The 15,206-nt window shown below is 47.3% G+C and carries 14 protein-coding genes; 4 read left to right on the top strand and 10 right to left on the bottom strand.

What is annotated here, in order from left to right:
• Window positions 1-27: 27 nt before the first annotated feature.
• Together QUA03_RS06315 and QUA03_RS06310 are read left to right on the top strand one after the other, a co-directional pair.
• On the top strand, window positions 28-894 hold the full coding sequence (locus tag QUA03_RS06315; RefSeq protein ID WP_333210608.1) for a carbohydrate ABC transporter permease: 867 nt from the start codon (window positions 28-30) through the stop codon (window positions 892-894).
• A gap of 118 nt (window positions 895-1,012) precedes the next feature.
• Window positions 1,013-1,165, top strand: coding sequence for a hypothetical protein (locus QUA03_RS06310; protein WP_333210606.1), 153 nt, complete (start codon window positions 1,013-1,015; stop codon window positions 1,163-1,165).
• Between the two features lie 129 nt (window positions 1,166-1,294).
• Here QUA03_RS06310 and QUA03_RS06305 read toward each other — a convergent pair whose 3' ends face one another.
• From QUA03_RS06305 to glyA, 7 genes are all read right to left on the bottom strand, one after another.
• Window positions 1,295-3,850: an HDIG domain-containing metalloprotein gene (locus QUA03_RS06305; RefSeq protein WP_333210604.1), complete on the bottom strand. Its 2,556-nt coding sequence runs from the start codon at window positions 3,848-3,850 to the stop codon at window positions 1,295-1,297.
• A 432-nt stretch (window positions 3,851-4,282) separates the two neighbouring features.
• On the bottom strand, window positions 4,283-5,431 hold the full coding sequence (locus tag QUA03_RS06300; protein WP_333210602.1) for an ADP-ribosylglycohydrolase family protein: 1,149 nt from the start codon (window positions 5,429-5,431) through the stop codon (window positions 4,283-4,285).
• 174 nt (window positions 5,432-5,605) lie between these two features.
• Window positions 5,606-6,046 (bottom strand): type II 3-dehydroquinate dehydratase, encoded by a 441-nt coding sequence (gene aroQ, locus QUA03_RS06295; RefSeq protein ID WP_138920973.1) that lies wholly within the window; start codon window positions 6,044-6,046, stop codon window positions 5,606-5,608.
• A gap of 112 nt (window positions 6,047-6,158) precedes the next feature.
• Window positions 6,159-6,296, bottom strand: coding sequence for a hypothetical protein (locus QUA03_RS06290; RefSeq protein ID WP_333081027.1), 138 nt, complete (start codon window positions 6,294-6,296; stop codon window positions 6,159-6,161).
• A gap of 299 nt (window positions 6,297-6,595) precedes the next feature.
• Window positions 6,596-7,852: a competence/damage-inducible protein A gene (locus QUA03_RS06285; protein WP_333210600.1), complete on the bottom strand. Its 1,257-nt coding sequence runs from the start codon at window positions 7,850-7,852 to the stop codon at window positions 6,596-6,598.
• Between the two features lie 214 nt (window positions 7,853-8,066).
• Window positions 8,067-9,122, bottom strand: coding sequence for an MraY family glycosyltransferase (locus QUA03_RS06280; protein ID WP_333210598.1), 1,056 nt, complete (start codon window positions 9,120-9,122; stop codon window positions 8,067-8,069).
• A gap of 454 nt (window positions 9,123-9,576) precedes the next feature.
• On the bottom strand, window positions 9,577-10,860 hold the full coding sequence (glyA, locus tag QUA03_RS06275) for a serine hydroxymethyltransferase (RefSeq protein ID WP_333081031.1): 1,284 nt from the start codon (window positions 10,858-10,860) through the stop codon (window positions 9,577-9,579).
• A 168-nt stretch (window positions 10,861-11,028) separates the two neighbouring features.
• Between glyA and QUA03_RS06270 the strand changes: the two genes are divergently transcribed.
• Together QUA03_RS06270 and QUA03_RS06265 are read left to right on the top strand one after the other, a co-directional pair.
• Window positions 11,029-11,226: a hypothetical protein gene (locus QUA03_RS06270; protein ID WP_006631916.1), complete on the top strand. Its 198-nt coding sequence runs from the start codon at window positions 11,029-11,031 to the stop codon at window positions 11,224-11,226.
• A gap of 142 nt (window positions 11,227-11,368) precedes the next feature.
• Window positions 11,369-11,842, top strand: a complete 474-nt coding sequence (locus tag QUA03_RS06265; protein ID WP_333081032.1) for a Tic20 family protein — start codon at window positions 11,369-11,371, stop codon at window positions 11,840-11,842.
• Between the two features lie 59 nt (window positions 11,843-11,901).
• Here the strand turns inward: QUA03_RS06265 and QUA03_RS06260 are convergent, their stop codons facing one another.
• From QUA03_RS06260 to QUA03_RS06250, 3 genes are all read right to left on the bottom strand, one after another.
• On the bottom strand, window positions 11,902-12,681 hold the full coding sequence (locus QUA03_RS06260; RefSeq protein WP_333210596.1) for a fumarylacetoacetate hydrolase family protein: 780 nt from the start codon (window positions 12,679-12,681) through the stop codon (window positions 11,902-11,904).
• 101 nt (window positions 12,682-12,782) lie between these two features.
• Window positions 12,783-13,382: a 5-formyltetrahydrofolate cyclo-ligase gene (locus tag QUA03_RS06255; protein ID WP_333210594.1), complete on the bottom strand. Its 600-nt coding sequence runs from the start codon at window positions 13,380-13,382 to the stop codon at window positions 12,783-12,785.
• 60 nt (window positions 13,383-13,442) lie between these two features.
• Window positions 13,443-14,864: an NB-ARC domain-containing protein gene (locus tag QUA03_RS06250; protein WP_333210592.1), complete on the bottom strand. Its 1,422-nt coding sequence runs from the start codon at window positions 14,862-14,864 to the stop codon at window positions 13,443-13,445.
• Between the last annotated feature and the right edge of the window lie 342 nt (window positions 14,865-15,206).

Raw genomic sequence — 15,206 nt, 5'->3', positions numbered from 1 at the left:
GCAAGGACTTATCATCATATCCCAACAATGAACAATCTCAAAACTAAAAAATCAAATTCCCCAAACAACACTCCCTCGCCGTGGAGCACCCTGTGGACGTACAGCATCATGAGCGCGATCGGACTTTTGATGCTGTTTCCCTTGCTGTGGCTGCTCAGTACCTCCCTCAAATCCCCCAACGAAAACATCTTTCAATTTCCCCCGCAACTGTGGCCACAACAGCCAACCCTCGAAAACTTCATCAAAGTTTGGCAAACCAACCCCTTCGGCCGCTACCTGTTCAACAGCACCCTAATTGCCGGCCTCACAGTTAGCATCAACGTTTTCTTTTGCGCCCTCGCCGCTTACCCCTTAGCCCGACTCAAATTTCGCGGCCGCGAAGCCATCTTAATCACGATCGTTTCCACAATCATGATTCCCTTCCAAATAGTCATGATTCCCCTATACATATTGACAGTACAACTCGGACTAAAAAATAGTTATTTAGGCGTAATCTTTCCCGGACTAGCCTCAGCCTTCGGCATATTTTTATTACGACAAGCATTTCTAGCAGTTCCCAAAGAACTAGAAGAAGCCGCCCGCATCGACGGCTGCAGCGAATTAGGCATTTGGTGGCACGTCATGATTCCGGCAATTAAGCCAGCTTTAGTCACCCTAGGAATTTTCGTATTTATCGGTTCTTGGAGCGACTTTCTGTGGCCGCTGCTAGTTTTAGACAGGCCGGAATATTACACTTTACCTTTAGGGGTAGCTAATTTAGCCGGGACATTTTCCTTAGATTGGCGTTTAGTTGCGGCGGGTTCTATTATTTCTATTGTTCCAGTTTTAGGACTATTTTTGCTCTTGCAAAAATACATTGTGCCAACAGAAACTGCTGCCGGAGTCAAAGGATAGAATGAGGGCATGGGGCATGGGGCATGGGGCATGGGGCATGGGGCATGGGGCATGGGGATTGGAAGTCCAAAATTAGTATTTATTCCTTCTGCGATACAACTCACAAAATTTATTTGCTATGTACGAACTACCGGACATCCGCTGGATTGTTCACTGCGCTGGGGTTGTAGATATTATCATCGCTTTTGCAAATGCGATCGATGCCCCAGACTGGCAAAAATTGCGATCGCACCTAGCCGGCGAAAGAGATATCTACTCTTCGGAAGTTTGAGGAATCAAACAAACTGTGGTAATTGTCAGTAACAATCCTGAAGTGCATGGCTATTTGCGGGGCAAATCGCAATAAAATCTCATTCACAACTGAAATGCGAACAGATTTTTCATAACTAAAAATTCACTCCTACCTGGGAGTAAAAACTGCACTGGGGTAAGCAATCCGCTTGTGATTGAACTGTTCCCAAACTCGCACAAAAATCTCCGCAATTAGAGACATATCCTCCCGCGTCAAATCCGAATCAATCAACTGATTATCCTGCCAGCGAGCCCTCAAAATCCGATTAACCATATTCAAAGCCTCTTCATGAGTAGCATCCTTGAGCGATCGCAAAGCAGCCTCGCAAGAATCCGCCAGCATCAAAATCCCGGTTTCCCGCGACTGCGGAATCGGCCCATCGTAGCGAAAATCCTCCTCCCTCACTTGGCGACTTGCGATTGTTAACTTTGAATTATCCGCATCTGGCAAAGTAATCTTTAAATCTTCTATTTCTTTGGCAGCAATTTGCTGCGCTTGGTGGTAGAAGTAAGCAATTAACATTGTACCTTGGTGTTCGGGAATAAACGCCTGAATTGCCTTCGGCAATCGATGCTTTCGCGCCATTACCAAACCTTCGGTAACGTGCTTTTTAATAATCTCCGCGCTCCCCCAAGGGTCATTAATTTCATCGTGTTTGTTGCCCCCACCCATTTGATTTTCACAAAATCCGAGCGGATCGTGCATTTTTCCAATATCATGGTATAATGTTCCAGCTCTGACCAGCTCAACATTGCAGCCGAGTTCCCGGGCCGCAGCCTCCGCCAAACTCGCCACAAACAGCGTGTGCTGAAAAGTCCCCGGAGCCTCGGCAGCCAACTTCTTCAACAGCGGGCGGTTGGGATTGGCAAGTTCCGCCAGCCGGATCGGCGTAATCAAGTCAAAAACGTGTTCCAAATAAGGGCTGATGCCGATCGCCACAACGCTCCAAGCCAAACCGGCCAAACTTTGCGCGCCCACAGTACCGAGCACAACGTACCAAATCGCACCGACAGCGGCGCTGGCAATCAAAGTCCCCACCAGATAAACCGTGCCCTGAGTCAACCCAAGAGCCAAGCCCAAAAGAGCCAATTCCTCGCGCGATCGCAGCCGCCCGGCCATAAAAGCGCCCAGCAATCCCCCCGCCCCGCTAGCCACCAAATGAATCAAGTCCACATTTAAGCCAACGGGCAGCAGCGCCGATAGCAGCCCCACCACAGTCACTCCCACGGCCGAACCGTAGAAGCCGCCCGCTAAAATCCCGATCGCCGGCAAACTCGTCCAAGGCAGCCCCAAACTCACTAGCACCGGCGCGCTCAAAGTCAGCAGCAGCAATAGCAAATGATCTCTGCGGCGCAAGCGGTAGTGCCTTTCCACCAGCAGTACGATCGCAATTGCCCCCCCGACTAAACAAACAAAACCCGTCAGCCCCAGCCAATTCACCCCCCGCCGACTTAAACCAAAATAGTCCAGCAACACGAAATCTTGCTGCGAGATCTCTTGTCCTTGGGCAACAATTATCTCGCCCTGATCTACTGCGATCATCACCGGTTTCACCTTTTGCGCCGCTAATTCAGCTAGCTGTTTGGTTTCCTCGCGATCTCTCACCAGATTTGGCTGCAAAATCGCTGTTAAACCCTCCACCGCCAAAGCTTGGGACTCTAACGGCACTTCATCAGCCACTTGCAGCTTCACGGCTTCTTGCAAAATCTCTTTGGGCAACCCCTGCGGGATACCTTGAGCCACCATCCTTTTTGCCGCCCGACTCATACCGGTTTGGGTTTTCTGCCAAGCTACATCCGACCAATCAAACAGCGAAGTATCGTAAATCTGTGGCAGCCCCAAAACCGAAGGTTTTTCCAGCGCCTCCACAGCATTGAGATAGCGCTGGCGAGCAGAGGAAATACTGTCTGTCAGGCTTTGAAAGTCTGCCGCCCGGACCGATCGGCTGTAAGCTTGCAGTTGAGCTATAGCATCTTGCTGAGACTTGTTATCTGTTGCCCCAGCAATTGCCGGGGAATCCAAACTCAATCGCTCGGAAGTTGCCCTTTTGTCACCCGCTTGCGCCAAAATCGAGCGCCACTCCCACTCGGGACAGCCCCGCAAGTAAACCTGAACCGCAAGTGAGAGCGCCGAGGTACTCGCAAACGGAAACGGGCCTACCGCCTCCCGTAGCTCGCTTCCCTGCTGCAAAAATTGTTGCAATTCTTGATAAATTTGTCGATCGACCGCCGAATCCAGCATTAATATCGCTACAGCCCCGGTGCGCGCTGCTTTCCGCTGTTCTTCAGTAGTTTTGTAATCGGGGACGCTAGCAGTAGCAGGAGCCTTAATCGTCTGAGGAGCTTTCGTGCCCACATCCAGTTTCGGCTGGTTGTAGAAGCGGTGGCCCAGAGCGCTGCTTAGGGAAACTACCGCTACCAGCGCCAACATAGGGGAACGAGCTTGATTTTTGAGGCTTGATTTGGAGGTTTTACTTGTAAATTTAGTAGTAAAAGTCTCGGGAAGAAGCCATTTCTGGCGCGACAAACGGCTCAGGAGAGGCCCGCTAGCGCGCTCGGTATCTGCTTTGCTGTAGCCATTTTGCACTTTAGCAATGTGTTGGCGCAGTGAGCGCGCAGCCCCTAGCTGCTCAATCTGCCGCATCAATGAGGAGAGCGTATTCATTTGTGTCGAAGATATATCACTGTTATCCAGCAGCTTTGTCAGAATTTCTGACTATGCATCTTGATTGATTTTATCCGAACTACCCTGGCTGAATATTCAACCCCCCAGACTACTTTGCCTGACTATCGCCATCAGTTGACTTTCCTAACGGTGGCCAACAACGCAAGCAGCTTATTTGCTTCCCTTGTCCATATTGAACGGAACTCGCGCGCGAGGGCTAAAAACCTTGTTTCTCCGTAGATTGTTCGTTTTCCAACCCCATATTCTCGTTTAAACCTGGCTTGTTGGGGCAAGCGCGTCCCATTTAATTTTTCACATTTAATTTTTCACTTTTTAATCTTTAATTGTAGCTCTCCTTCAACTTTCGCTTTTGACTTGTTAATGGCTAATTGCTAATTTCTGGTTTCCCCTTACCGTTAAAAGCTCCAAACTTTATATTTTACGAGGTCTAATGACATAAGGTGCAGCCACCGAGCGGGCTAGCGCTGCGGAATCGAGTCCGGCATCGGGCTTGTAAACTCCGGTCCAAACAGCAAACAGGTTATTTGCTAACTCTACAATTTTTGCATCGCTTCCAGTTCCCCAGAGCGAGGGTTCTCGGCCCTCGGCTAGCTGCAGCGAATTAACTTCAGCCGAAGATACCTGTCGCCATTCTACAGGAATCGCACCAACGCCGTTATAGGCTCCAGACAAAGCTCCTGTCAAAGCGCAGGTTATTTGTCCAGCTATGCCACAGCGGGCAGCGCGCACCACTGACAAGCGAAAGTCTTCTGGGGTGTTCAAAAAGCAGTAGAAAGCTAAGGCAATGGGAATGAAATTTCCAGGGTTGACAATTGACTCGGTTTGTATTTTTTTTTCACCTTCGCCCTGTCTGTCTCGCAAAGCTGTGGCGCTTTTGCACAGATGAGTGGCGGCTGTTTCTAAATCGGCTCCTTTTTCTAGTAGTATTTGCACTTGCAGCAGCAGCTCTGTTAAGGCATTATCTGTTTTCAGGTAGGCAAGTGTTTGCTGGATCGCTGTCGCGGGGTCAAGTCTTTCTTTGAGAGATCGGGCGATCGTATATGCTACTGCTAAAATTGCTGTTTCCCATTCTGGCTGGTTTTCGTTGTGCCAAACCTCTATCGCCAGCATGATTTTTTCTCGCAGCTTGGCTTTATTTTCGTGAAAAAACATCGCGGATGGCAGCGCAGCAACAGCAGCTTCACCAGGGTTAAGCAGGGTTTGAAACTCACTGTTGCCGGGATGGTAGATTTCCGACTTGGCAAATGCTTCCCAAGTATCGCGCCAATCCTTTAAATCTAAACCCCTACACTGAATTAAACTTTGAACACACGCTACCGCAAGTCTCCCGGATGCGGATGAGTCTCTGCGAGTTGGGATTTTACTGTTGACAGAATTCAACGCTAATGTTGCGCCACTTACGGTCAATTGTTGGTGTTTCGTCAGTTGTAAAATCGGCTGCAAGTCTTCTGTTTGGGGGGGAATACCCACGAGTTGCCTCTGGTATTGCAGGCCTATAGAGTCTCCTAAAACTGCCCCTAGGATGGTTCCTTGAAACTTGCTCAACAGGGAATGCCGCATTTGAATTTAACTCAAGTTGTTAGTAATTGGTAATTGGTAATTGGTAATTTAGAATTCTTCGTGTTTTCTTTCTTTGCGTAACTTTTGTGATTAATTTGAATTCAACCCAAACATATAAGGGCTGGTTTTCCATCTAAAACCTGCCCTTATCCGATCGCTACAATCGGTAAATTTCTAATTTTTAATCAGGTAACTAACTAGAGCTTGCAGCCCCAGCCGATAACTTTCTGAGCCAAAACCGCTGATTTGCCCGATCGCCACCGCTGCGATAAACGAGTGATGCCGAAAAGCTTCCCGTCGATAAATATTGCTCAGATGAACTTCTACCGCAGGGATATTCACTGCGGCGATCGCGTCTCTAATTGCCACACTCGTATGAGTATAAGCTCCAGCATTAATCAATAAGCCTTGGTGCTGCCCTAACATCGAGTGAATTGCATCCACCAATACCCCTTCATGATTTGACTGCTGAATTGAGACTTGCACCTGGAGGGCTTGCGCTTCTCGTTCTAGCAACTTGTTGATATCATTTAAAGTCGCAGAACCATAAACTCCAGGTTCTCGCTGACCCAATAGATTCAGATTCGGGCCGTGAAGTACCAGGATATTTAACAATTTTAAAATTTCCAGCGCAACAAAAATTATGAGAGTTTTGACATGGGATTTAGAACCAGCCTGCCACCTCAAACGTCAAACCTTAAACCTCAATCTTCTAATTCAGTCCCGACTACCTGCGATTCCTTGGTTGGTTGACAGGAATACGAATCGGTTCAAGTTCCGGTTCAGGATCGGGACTCAGCAGTCCTTCTATCAGCTTGCGAACCCATTCTTTAATTTCTTCCAGCACCTTTTCAATGTCTTCCATTGAACGGATAGCTCCTTTTTTTATAGTCTAGATTGCTAAACCGACGGCTAAATATCTAAAAATAAGCAAGCACGACTTTGAAACCAAAGGTCAAACTTGCTTTCTCGCTTGCTGGTTATTTTGAGCAATGGAGAGATTCAGTATATTGGCCAATCAGTCCTATCTTATTATCATAACGAATCTTTACAGATAATCAAGAGGCAAAAGGAAAATTGCCGAATTATATCAGAGTATAGAGTCTTAAATAAAGCTTAAGCTTACGGTTGACTGTTGACAATTGACCAATCGTAGGATTTTTTCTACGCTTTTGCCAACAATAATTTACGCCGGAGCCGATCGAGCGCCGTACAGCTACTCAGATTCCGAATCCAATCGCGGCCTCTGGCATCGCCAAAACGGTATTCAAAACTTTCTGTGTCGCCGTCGGGGCCCGCTAAACCGACATAAACCAGTCCGACAGGTTTAGCATCTGTGCCGCCTCCAGGCCCGGCGATGCCTGTAATGCTCAATCCCCAATCGGTATTGAGGCTGGCGCGAACTCCCGCAGCCATTTGTTTTGCTACTTGGTGGCTGACAGCCCCAAACTCGGCTACATCTTGCGGATCAACACCTAATAATCCTTCCTTAACCCGATTGTCGTAAGAAATAATCCCGCCTAAAAAGTAGCTCGAACTGCCGGGAACACCAGTCAGCATCGCCCCCAATCCACCTCCCGTGCAGGATTCAGCCACGCTAAGAGTTTGCCCCGCATCAAGCAACAATTGGCCGACAGTGGAAGCGAGGGTATCGCTATCAGCACCGTAACAGTCTAAGTCGGCAATTTGTCGCAATTGTTGTTCGATCGGCTCAATCAAGTTTTTCGCAGCCACGGACGAATCCGCGCGGGCCGAAATCCGCAGTTTGACTTCGCCGTGATTGGCGTAGGGAGCCACAGTAGGATTAGTTAAATTGAGAAAACTATCTACTTTTTCCGCCAATGCCGACTCAGCAATCCCCCAAAATTTTAATGTGCGGCTGTAAATAGTGGCGCTACACCAGCCGCCATTTTTCAGGTAAGGAACGGCGGTTTCTCGCCACATTAAGTGCATTTCCGCCGGTACGCCGGGAAATGTCATTACTGTCACGTCAGAAACCGGCTGCCAAATAATGCCCGGTGCAGAACCGCTGCGGTTCGGCAGAATATCCGCAGTTTCTGGAATTAAAGCTTGTTTGCGATTGCTGGGACTCATGGTGCGTCCCCGCTGAGCATATTTGTATTCGATATCTGCGATAATTTCCGGCTTTTCGATGAGGGGAACCCCAAAAAAATCGGCGATGGTTTCGACTGTGAGGTCGTCTGGTGTGGGGCCCAGACCTCCGGTGAACAGCAAAAGCTGCGATCGACTGACAGCAATTTCTAACACTTGTTTGATGCGTTCTGGATTGTCCCCCACCACTGTTTGATAGTAGTGAGGGATTCCCAGACTCGCTAATTCTTTGGCTAAAAACTGGGCATTGCTATTAAGAATATCGCCTAACAGCAATTCAGTGCCAACACAAATAATTTCAGCAACCATTATTCGATTTTAGATTTTAGATTTTGGATTTTAGATTGGGGATTGGGGAATTGGGGATTGGGCATTGGGCATTGGGCATTGGTCATTAGTGATTAGTTATTGGTGATTGGTGATTGGTGATTCTTACTAACAACTAACAACTGTCAACTAACAACTGTCAACTGACAACTGTCAACTGTCAACTGTCAACTGTCAACTGTCAACTGTCAACTGACTATCGAGCGTGTCTCCAAACTTTCCAGCTAGCATATCCCAGTAAACTGGTTGCACCCATAGCGTAAATTACGCCACTGGGAACCGAAAAAGCTAGGGCTAAACTTCCAACCCACAGTGTCAGCGAGTAAATAAATAAAACCGCAAATCGATGGGATAGTCCGGCTTGTAGAAGTCGGTGGTGAAGGTGGCGCTTATCAGCAATAAACGGTGACTTGCCGTTGCGAAGTCGATCGAGAATCACCGCCGACATATCTAAAATCGGTACAGCTAAAATTAAATAGGGCAGCAACACAGAAGTAACAGCCGTAGTTTTAACTAACCCAATTACTCCCACTCCAGCAAGAGTAAACCCGATAAAATAAGCCCCGCCATCCCCCATAAAGATTTGAGCCGGATTGAAGTTGTAGCGCAGAAATCCCAAGGCCCCGCCAGCTAAAGCCGCTGCAATCAGGGCCGCCGCCGGTTGGTGCATCGCCAGACTGACAATCAGCATTACAACTGCTGCAATCCCTGAAACTCCGGCAGCTAAACCGTCCAAACCGTCAATCCAGTTGATGGCATTCGCCATGCCGACGAGCCAAATCACGGTAATTGGCAAGCTCAGCCAGCCAATATTAGTCAGTCCCAAGGAGGGAACTGTGAGAAACTCAATTTGTACGCCCGCGTACCAAACGATGCTGGATACGCCAATTTGCATGAGCAAGCGTTTTAAGGCCGAGAGCGAAAATAGGTCGTCTGCTAAACCGATGAGGAAGAATCCGATGCCGCCGAGGGTGACTCCCCAAATTTCGTATTCGTCTTTGGGATTGAGAACTTGTCCGTTAGCATCGATGAAGCCTCCTGAGAGCCAGACAAATAAGAGGGCAATGATAGTGCCGAGAAAGATGGAAACTCCTCCCAAACGGACCATCGGGCGCTTGTGGACTTTTCGCTCGCCTGGCCGATCGACTCGCCCGCTTTTGAGACCAATTTTTTTGACTATTGGCGTACTCCAGAGGACGATGATCGCAGAAACCAGAAAAGCGAGTATGTGGTACAGATACTGGTACGGCATCTGAAATCAATTTTAAATAGTGCGGGGCAATTAGTCTGTCAGGCAGAGTCTACTACATTTCAGATGGCTTATCACAAGGAAACATCTTGAAGAGCGACTGGGGGTTTGGGAGTCGGAGATTTGCCGCAATGGCAGTTGCCCTGGGGCGAATTGTCAGGTTGTTCATTCATAACTCTCGAATTAACGATTTGAAATATAGACTTTTTCGCGAGCCAAAAAGTCTATATTTGGCGAGCGGGCCCAGTTGATCGGTATCTTTCGCAACCGACAAATACCGTTAGTCAAACCAGCCCCGCCCGACAAATATCTGTACTAAAAACCGTATTGGCGATCGATATTTTTGGTGAAAACCGCTTGTCAATATCGCTACCGGCAACTCTCAATCTTTTCCTGCTCTTTTACCCTTTTACCCGTACACTTCCAACTACCAATTTCCCATTGCCGATCAGGAAAATTAAGCTAATGCCGGCACTTTCAAGTACAAGTGGGGATATAAGGGGAAGCGATCACACAGTGCTGCTACTCGACGCAGGCAGTCGGCTGCGACGCTTTCATCATCTGGATTTAGCAGGCGATCGGCAATAATATTGCCAATCTCGGTAAATTCTGCTGTTCCCATTCCCCTCGTGGTCATCGCCGGCGAACCGAGTCTCAAACCGCTGGTTACAAAGGGCGATGCCGGATCAAAAGGCACGGTATTTTTATTAGCAGTAATATTCACACCGCTGACTAATTGGTCCGCTCGCTTGCCTGTCATATTTGCTGATCGCAAATCAACTAGCATTAAGTGATTGTCCGTGCCGCCGGAAACGAGTTTTAAACCCCGCTGCTGCAACTGTGCCGCTAAAGCCCGTGCATTTTCAATTACTTGACCGGAATAAGTTTTAAATTCAGGCTTTAATGCTTCGCCGAAAGCTACTGCTTTGCCCGCAATGACGTGTTCTAAGGGCCCACCTTGAGTACCGGGGAAAACTGCTTTGTCAAACTTTTTACCTAATTCCGGGTCATTGGTCATAATCAAGCCACCACGGGGGCCCCGCAGGGTTTTGTGAGTGGTGGTGGTGACTGCGTGACAGTGGGGGAGGGGGTTGGGGTGATGCCCTGTGGCGACTAACCCGGCGATGTGCGCGATGTCGGCGAGCAGGTAGGCTCCGATTTCGTCGGCGATCGCTCTAAACTTCTCAAAGTCGATAATTCGTGAATATGCTGAATAGCCACAAATGAGCAATTTCGGGCGGTTTTCTTTGGCAAGTGCCAAAATTTCGTCGTAGTCGAGCTGTTCTGTTTCTTGGCTGACGCCGTAGTGAAAAGCTTTGAACCATTTGCCGGATACGTTGACTGGTGAACCGTGGGTCAAGTGGCCGCCGTGGGACAAATCCATGCCCATAATTCCGTCTCCGGGTTCCAGCAAGCTCAAAAATACTGCAAAGTTGGCTTGAGCGCCGGAGTGGGGCTGGACGTTGGCGTGAGCAGCTCCAAATAGCTGTTTGGCGCGGTCGATCGCGATTTGCTCGATGCCGTCAATAAATTCGCAGCCGCCGTAGTACCGTTTCGCTGGCAGTCCTTCGGCGTATTTATTGGTCAGCACTGATCCTTGAGCTGCCATTACCGCTGCGGAGGTAAAGTTTTCGCTGGCGATGAGTTCTAGGTGGTCTCGCTGCCGCTGGAGCTCTTGCCCGATTAAATCGGCAATTAGCGGATCGGTTTTGGAAAGGAATTCTAAGTTAGTGTCCGTCACAATAATCAACCTCTTGACAGTTTTGGGATTGGGAATTGGGGATCTTATACCGTACTACGGATTTCGCACCATTGACATAAATATTACGTTGTGTTCAGGTTAAGCGGTTTGTCCCCAACTCCTGACATACAATGAAATTACTGGTGTGAAACCTGCCGGAGGTATCAAATGTTAGTCATTTTAATGGAAAATCAGATGCTTGCCCCTCAGTGTGTTTGCCAAAGTTGTTTGCTGGCAGATCGCACTGGGCAACCGCGCTGGAGTGGTGGAGAGCTTCGCTGTGGACATCCAGTTGCTAAACCTACGGAAAATTTGCCCGATCGGTACGAGTGTCAAATGGGCTTCGTCATTGCCAATATTAAATAAGAAAGCCTGCCCTTGGTAGTTGAGGCTGCTCCCCGCTGAGTAAAAAGCCAATTCCGGGCGAGTCGGAACACAAACCCTGCTGCTGCGTTATCCTGAGTTTAATGGAATTAATAGTTAATCGATCGACTCAGGAGAGTTCATTATGACTTGGCGCGGATCTACAACTGTTCCAGACCGAATTTTTGCTTCTTTGCCTTATTTACTCCCGTTGGTTGACGGGCTTGCGTTTGGCAGGTTTCTGTTTACACAGTTTCCTGTCCTGCAACTGTTGTTGATACCGCTAGCTCCATTGATGCAAATTTATAGTTTGCCTTTTGCTAGCTTGATTATCTTCTTTGCTCTGTATTTAGGAGTAGTTAGAAACGAAAACATCAGTCACTTCATTCGTTTTAATGCGATGCAGGCGATTCTTTTAGACATTGTTTTGATGCTGTGCGGTCTGGTTTTACCGATTTTTTCTAACGGTTTACAAGTCGCATTTATTGCGGAAACTCTGTATAACATGGTGTTTTTGGGCGCTTTTGCTGCATTTGTCTATGCAGTCGTGCAGTCGCTTTTGGGACGCTATGCAGAGATTCCTCCGCTTTCGGATGCTGTTTATATGCAGGTACGATAGTCAATGGGCAGTTGGCAGTTGGCAGTTGAAAGTTGACAGTTGTTGGTGATAATTACCAATTACCCATTACTAATAACTACTGTATTTTCAAGACTGCCGATGCCTTCAATTTCGATGCGGACTCGATCGCCTATTTGTAGCGGCCCTACTCCTTGCGGCGTTCCCGTCAGTATCACATCACCGGGAATTAGGGTCATTACTTGACTGATGTAGGAGACGAGAAAGTCTGGCGAAAATACCATGCGATCGATCTGGGATGACTGTACCGGTCGCTCGCTCTCATTGACAAAAGTCTGCAATTGTGCAGCAGGACTCAGTTCGCGGACAATCCAAGGCCCCAACGGACAAAAAGTATCGAACCCTTTGGCCCTCGCCCACTGGTTGTCCCGCTTTTGCAAATCTCTGGCTGTTACGTCATTGGCGATCGTATATCCCCAAATTTTGCTGTGTGCTTGTTCGGGAGTGCAGTTGGTACAATGTTCGCCAATTACCAGGGCTAATTCTCCCTCGTAGTCTACCCTTTCCGACTGCTGCGGATAACGAATCTCTGCACCTGCTGGGATGACGGCACTCGGAGGCTTGAAAAACAGCAGGGGTTCTTCCGGTACTGGAGTTCCCATCTCGGCGGCGTGATCGACATAATTTTTGCCTACGGCTACAATTTTTGAGGGAGCGCACGGGGCGAGAATTTGGTAAGTATCTGGTGAAAGTTCCAAATCGGTTGGTTGTCCTTTTAACCAGGGCGGTGCATCAAATACTTGAACGCTGTGGCCCAGTTGCAGTAAACCGTAGTGGATGTGTCCTTGTGTTGTTTTGACTCGAACGTAGCGCTGGGCCATACTATTTTAGATTTTAGATTTTAGATTCTAGATTCAAAAAGACTTGTGCAAGTCCTAAATGAATATATATAAACATGGATCTAGGGATAATTTCGGAAAATTTATTGCTCGATCAACCTTCTTGATTTTTGCTGTACGATTGTCAAATCGCTTTCCGTGCAAATTCCGTGCAGCGGTAGATCCCATGAGTCAACTGGTAGTTGGGCCAGCAAGGCAAATTCAAAGATAATGCCGATCGTAACTTTTGATTCCCACTCAGCTAAACTGAGCATTCTGTCGTAATAGCCACCGCCGTAGCCCAAGCGATAGCCGCCAACATCGCAGCCTACTGAGGGTACGAGCATTAAATCTACTTCTGAGTAATCTATTTTAGGAGCATCCGGCAGGGGTTCGAGTATGCCATAAGCTCCAGTATGTAAAGCATCTCCGGGCTGCCAGATGTGCCAGGATAGCTCTTTGCCGACACAGCGGGGAAATCCCCATTTGCGGGGAGTTACAAATAGGGGACTTAAATCTGGTTCTTGGCGACAACTGAAGTAGGCGAGGATTGTTTTTGCTTGGGTGAATAGGGGCGAGTTTTGCAGGCGGTTGCAGAGGCGATCGCTCTTTTGTCTCCATTCTTGTGCTGATAGGGATTTGCGGGTGTTGAGGAGCGATTTTCTTAATTCTGTTTTAGTTAATGAAGGTTGAGGAGTATTCATATTTCATATTAAATCATCGCTGCAGGACACGGCATTGCCGTGTCCCTACAGATATTGTGGCTAATTAACGGGATTTGATATTAAATATTGTCTCACCACAGAACAAACGCTGAATAGCGTTTCATTCTCCTGTTCTTCTATTTCAACTAACGATCGCCTCCCCAAAGATTGCAGCCCGTTGAATAACTCAGAGGGCGATAAATCGGCATCTTGTAGCAATTGCTCTATTGAAACTGAATTTGCTTCGCTGCTGAGGCGGCAGATTAGTTTTTTTTCTAATTCTGACAAACGATTTATCTGCGGGTGCAATGTTGCTGCCAATTCTTCCCCTAAGAATAGCATATCATATTTCAAAAATTCTGCAACCCTACCTCGGAATATTTCTTGAATAGTGGTGGCGACTATTTTCAACCACAATGGATTGCCTCGGTAGGTGTTAATTAGGTTTTCCCATGTTTCGGGATTGAGTAAACTTTTTTGTCGGCAAATTTCGGCTGCTGCTGCACCTATGCCTTTGAGTTGTAAGCTGCGAACTGGTGAATTTTCACCTTTTAAGGCGGTAATTTCTCTGGGTGGTTCCCAACTGTTGAGGATTAAGCAACTGTTGTGGGTTGTTTCTCCGATTTGTCTGAATAGGATGCTGTAATTTTCGCATTCGGGGCGGTAATTTCCTGCTAGTTGTCCGCTGCTGAGAATGGTTTGCACGTCGTCAAGGATAATAAGACAGCGGTTTTTTCGCAGATATTCCATTAACAGGGAAAGTCGATCGGGAATGCTGGTAGGGAGTTCGATTTCGGGTTTATTTAAGAGAAATCCTAGGAGATTTTTTAGGGTTGTTTCTAAGGGTGGGGAGTGGCGGAGACTTCGCCAGATGACGTATTCAAAGTTATGCTGAATTTTTTGGATGAGGTGGAGGGAAAGTGCGGTTTTGCCGATGCCGCTGAGTCCTGATATTGCTGCGAGGTTGCACTTTTCTTGGACGATCCATTTTTCCAGGGTGGCGAGTTCGGATGTGCGTGAAGCGAAGCTATCGCCATCAGGCGAATCGCACAATGATGAAATATGAGGTGCGTCTGCTAAGTCTAGTCGGGTTTGGGGTTGGGAGGGGTCTGAGGTGGGGGTGGAGGGCGATCGGCTTTTTGGAACTTCTGAAGATTGACTATCCTTACAGACATTGACATTACCAATAAAAAAATCGTTTCCAGAATTTTCTGAAATGATGAATAATTGTCGTCTCTCAAGTGCCGATCGTAAACTCGATGGAGTAACTTCTTCACCTAATACATTTGATAAACGCTTCCATAATTTTGAAGCTACATTCCTGACGTGACCTTCGCTACAATGCGATGTTTCTGCGATTTGAGAGTATTTTTGACCTTCCCATACACCCCCCAGGATAGCTTCTTGCAGATCCTCCAAATGTTCTCCCGTCTTAGCGAAAACCAGGTCATCGGCAAATCTCAAGACTTCTTTAACGTCCATCGGTGACTTAAGTTTAGGGGTTTTGCTTATTATACCTGCTATTTTATGACATTTTATGACATGGATGGCAACATTTTACTTTTTTTGAGAGTTAGCGTCAGGTAAAACAACTTACATTTTCTGACGTTGTATGACTGGACATCACTGTGAATAGAATGATATTATCCAAAGATAAGCGAGCATTTTCCGCTAATGAACTATAGCACAACATTGGAGTATTAAGGAATGAAAAATAAATAAGTTGATTAGTTATCGGTTATAATGAAAAAAGTGTGAGATTACAATTTTTACCAAAACAGAGATCAACTCACAACGGATTTTTCTACTTAACTATTCTAATTT

This window comes from Microcoleus sp. S36b_A4, assembly GCF_036700645.1.
Classification (GTDB): Bacteria; Cyanobacteriota; Cyanobacteriia; order Cyanobacteriales; family Microcoleaceae; genus Microcoleus.
The sequence above is the reverse complement of the archived record's forward strand: the minus strand, read 5'-3'. Positions and strand labels throughout refer to the sequence as shown.

Coding starts and splice junctions, on each gene's coding strand:
- QUA03_RS06265 (WP_333081032.1), top strand. CDS start 11,369: ATGACTTGGCGCGGATCTACAACTGTTCCAGACCGAATTTTTGCTTCT.
- QUA03_RS06315 (WP_333210608.1), top strand. CDS start 28: ATGAACAATCTCAAAACTAAAAAATCAAATTCCCCAAACAACACTCCC.
- QUA03_RS06250 (WP_333210592.1), bottom strand. CDS start 14,864: ATGGACGTTAAAGAAGTCTTGAGATTTGCCGATGACCTGGTTTTCGCT.
- QUA03_RS06300 (WP_333210602.1), bottom strand. CDS start 5,431: ATGCGGCATTCCCTGTTGAGCAAGTTTCAAGGAACCATCCTAGGGGCA.
- QUA03_RS06270 (WP_006631916.1), top strand. CDS start 11,029: ATGTTAGTCATTTTAATGGAAAATCAGATGCTTGCCCCTCAGTGTGTT.
- QUA03_RS06280 (WP_333210598.1), bottom strand. CDS start 9,122: ATGCCGTACCAGTATCTGTACCACATACTCGCTTTTCTGGTTTCTGCG.
- QUA03_RS06260 (WP_333210596.1), bottom strand. CDS start 12,681: ATGGCCCAGCGCTACGTTCGAGTCAAAACAACACAAGGACACATCCAC.
- QUA03_RS06305 (WP_333210604.1), bottom strand. CDS start 3,850: ATGAATACGCTCTCCTCATTGATGCGGCAGATTGAGCAGCTAGGGGCT.
- QUA03_RS06310 (WP_333210606.1), top strand. CDS start 1,013: ATGTACGAACTACCGGACATCCGCTGGATTGTTCACTGCGCTGGGGTT.
- QUA03_RS06255 (WP_333210594.1), bottom strand. CDS start 13,382: ATGAATACTCCTCAACCTTCATTAACTAAAACAGAATTAAGAAAATCG.
- QUA03_RS06285 (WP_333210600.1), bottom strand. CDS start 7,852: ATGGTTGCTGAAATTATTTGTGTTGGCACTGAATTGCTGTTAGGCGAT.
- QUA03_RS06290 (WP_333081027.1), bottom strand. CDS start 6,296: ATGGAAGACATTGAAAAGGTGCTGGAAGAAATTAAAGAATGGGTTCGC.